Genomic DNA, 3,266 nt, shown 5'->3' on the forward strand with positions numbered 1-3,266 from the left:
AGGTCATCTCATTTGGCTGAGTAGGCTGTCGGCTGTGGTGGGGATCATTGAGCGGCTGGTGCCGGACGAGCTGTGGGAACTGTTCCAGAGGGTCGCGCCGGAGGCGCCATCGCGGCCTCAAGGTGGCGGCCGGCGCCGGCACGGCGACCGTGAGGTGCTGGCGGCGATTGTGTTCGTGGCGACGTCGGGCTGCACGTGGCAGCAGCTGCCGAAGTCGTCGTTCGGACCGTCCGGAGCGACAGCTCACCGACGGTTCACCGAATGGACGAAGGCTCGCGTGTGGGCCAAGCTGCACCGCCTGGTCCTCGTGTCGGCGTACACGTGAACGTGCAGAGCCGCGTACGGATGAACGTGCAGAGTTCTTGACGTGTTGAGAGCCGGTGCCCGGCACTCTGCTGTCTGTCTCGTTCAGGCGGTGGAGGGGGTCGGTCGTGGTCCTGGATCCGGAGCGGTGGCTGGAGCTTCGGCGGTTTCGCGGCCTGGTGGAGTCCGGTGCGATGAGCCTGTCGGAGGTCGCCAAGGAGACCGGGCTGAACTGGCGGACAGTCAGCAAGTACCTGTCTGCCGAGGGGCCGACGTCGCCCCCGCGCCGGTCCCCGAACGGGCGATCGCGGGCGAGGGTGATCGACGAGTTCGCACCGCTGATCGACTCGATGCTGCGGGCTGAGATTCTGATGAAGGCCGCAGTGATCCATGAGCGGCTGGTCGGCGAGTACGGGTTCACTGGCAACTACCAGCGGACCAAGCTCTACGTTCAGGAGGCTCGTCCCAGGATCGCCGAGGAACTCGGCATCACGCCGAAGGAACTGGCGGGCATGCACCGCCGCTTCGAGGTCATCCCGGGCGCCCAGGCCCAGGTCGACTGGGGCAATGAGGGCAAGGTCCTCGCCCACATGGGCATCCCGAAGGTCTACTCGTTCCACATGACCTTGTCGTACTCCCGCGACCCGTTCTGCTGCTTCACCACCAGTCAAGACCTGCAGACCTTCTTCGACTGCCATCGTCGGGCATTTGCGCACTACGGCGGGGTCCCGACGACGATCGTCTACGACCGGACCAAGACCGTCGTCCGTCGGCACGTCGCCCCTGGCGAAGCGGTGCCTCTGCATCCGGAGGCGGTCGGGTTCGCCGGCCACTACGACTTCGACATCGACGTCCTGGCCGCCTACCGGCCCACCGGCAAGGGCCGCGTCGAACGCCAGGTGCTGATCGTCCGCGACCACGTCCTGTCCGGCCGCGCCTTCTCCTCGCTCGAGGAGATGGATGCCGCCTTCGCGGCCTGGGTGCCACGGCGGCGTTCGCAGATCCACAAGACCCATCGGGAAGTGATCGGTGAACGAGCCGCCCGGGACCACGCGGCCCTCAGGCCGTTGCCGCCGACCCCGTATCTGGTGGCCGAGCGGCACTTGCGGCCGGTCGGCAAGGACTGCCTCGTCGCCTTCGGCGGGAACCTCTACTCGGTGCCGGCCCGACGGGTCCGACCCCGGCAGCTGGTGGAGATCCGGGCCACGAAGTCGCAGGTCGTGCTGCACTCCACCGCACCCGATATCAGTGGGGAGACGCTGCTGGCGATGCATCCGCGAGCGGTCGGCCGCGGGGTCCGTGTCGTCGAGGAAGCCCACTGGGACGGCTTGCCCACCGGCAAAGGACGCAGGACGACCACCGGCGATGACACACCTCGGCCTCGCCGGCAGCCACAGGGCGAGGAGGTCGGTCCGCTGCAGGCCCTGCTGAACCGGGCCGCAGCCACCCGGATCGAGGTCGGCCGCCGACCGCTGTCGGTCTATGACGAGCTGACCGGAACCCGTCCCTTCACCACCCACCCGAGCACGAAGGAATCGTCTTGAGCGAGCTGACCGGCAACCGCATCCGCAGCACGGCCGGCAAGCTCGGCCTGCCCCATCTGGCGGAGACCATCAACGAGTTCACCCGACGGGCCGACGAGGGAAAGCTCGGCTACCTCGACTTCCTGGACCTCGTGCTGTCTGAAGAACTTGCAGTCCGCGATGACCGACGCTTCCGCCAGGGACTTCGGCTCTCCAAGCTGCCGCACCACAAGACACTGGAGGAATACGACTTCTCATTCCAGCCCGACCTCGATCCGCGCAAGGTCAAAGACCTCGCGACCCTCTCCTTCGTCGAGGCCAAGGCCAACGCGGCCCTGCTCGGGCCGCCCGGGGTCGGCAAGACACATATCGCCGTCGCGCTCGCGGTCGCCGCCTGCAGGGCCGGCTACTCGATCTACTTCACCAGCCTCGACGACATGGTCCGCAACCTCAAGGCCGCCGAAGAGACAGGACGTCTGACCAGCAAACTCGGCACCTACCTGCGGCCGGGTGTCCTCGTGGTCGATGAAGTCGGCTATCAGCCCCTCGAGCGAGCCGAGGCAAACCTGGTCTTCCAGGTGATCTCGAAGCGCTACGAGAAGGGCTCAATCATCCTTACCTCGAACAAGACCTTCAGCGAATGGGGACAGGTCTTCGGCGACGAAGTCCTCGCCACCGCCATCCTCGACCGCCTCCTGCACCACTGCGACGTGATCTCCATCAACGGTCCCAGCTACCGGCTGAAGAACCGACTCAAGGCCATCGAGCGCGAAACCGAAGTCGCCTGACAGCTATGCACGTTCATCCGTACGCAGTCCTGCACTTCAACTCGTACTCCGACACCTCGACGAACTCGGAGCCCGCGAAGACCTGGACTGGTCTCGCTGCGCGATCGATTCGGTGAGTATGAGGGCCCTGAAGAAGGGGAGCTGACAGGTCCGAATCCTTCGACCGGGGCAAGTACGGCTCGAAGATCCACGTGATCACCGAGCGGACCGGTCTGCCCCTGTCTGTCAGCATATCCGGTGCCAACGTCCACGACAGCCAGGCCGGCGAGGTCCCCGTAGGCGTAAGCCCGGCAAACTGCACGCCGACAAGGGTTACGACTACTCTCACCTGCGGCGATGGGTATCCCAGCGGGGTATCCGGCACCGCATAGCCCGCAAGGGAGTCGAGACCTCGCAGCGGCTCGGTCGGCACCGCTGGACCATCGAGCGCACGATGGCCTGGCTCGCTGGGTGCCGTCGTCTCCATCGTCGCTACGAGCGCAAGGCTGAGCACTTCCTCGCCTTCACGAGCCTCGCATGCACCCTCATCTGCTACCGCAGACTTACCAAATGAGATGACGTCTAAGGCTTGCGCCCGGGTCCTGGGCCCCGGGCCTGGCACCGCCCCGCCGCCACCGGCTCCTCCCCCTTTCCCGGTGGGCCTCGGCCCTGG

At 66.4% G+C, this 3,266-nt stretch carries 2 protein-coding genes and 2 pseudogenes; all 4 read left to right on the top strand.

The genetic code is table 11. From position 1 onward, the window contains the following. Positions 1–34 precede the first annotated feature (34 nt). Positions 35–307, top strand: a pseudogene (locus JK361_RS40385) (transposase); the annotation flags it as partial. A 190-nt stretch (positions 308–497) separates the two neighbouring features. Beyond that, positions 498–1,847, top strand: a complete 1,350-nt coding sequence (gene istA / locus JK361_RS40390) for an IS21 family transposase (protein WP_236054666.1) — start codon at positions 498–500, stop codon at positions 1,845–1,847. Beyond that, entirely contained in the window at positions 1,844–2,614 is a 771-nt protein-coding gene (istB, locus tag JK361_RS40395; RefSeq protein WP_201828187.1) for an IS21-like element helper ATPase IstB, read from the top strand. Before istA ends, istB begins: the two co-directional genes overlap by 4 nt. A gap of 55 nt (positions 2,615–2,669) precedes the next feature. Then, positions 2,670–3,167 (top strand): annotated as a pseudogene (locus tag JK361_RS40400) (IS5 family transposase); the annotation flags it as partial. Positions 3,168–3,266 lie beyond the last annotated feature (99 nt).

The sequence above is a fragment of the Streptomyces musisoli genome (assembly GCF_016741855.1).
GTDB lineage: Bacteria > Actinomycetota > Actinomycetes > Streptomycetales > Streptomycetaceae > Streptomyces > Streptomyces musisoli.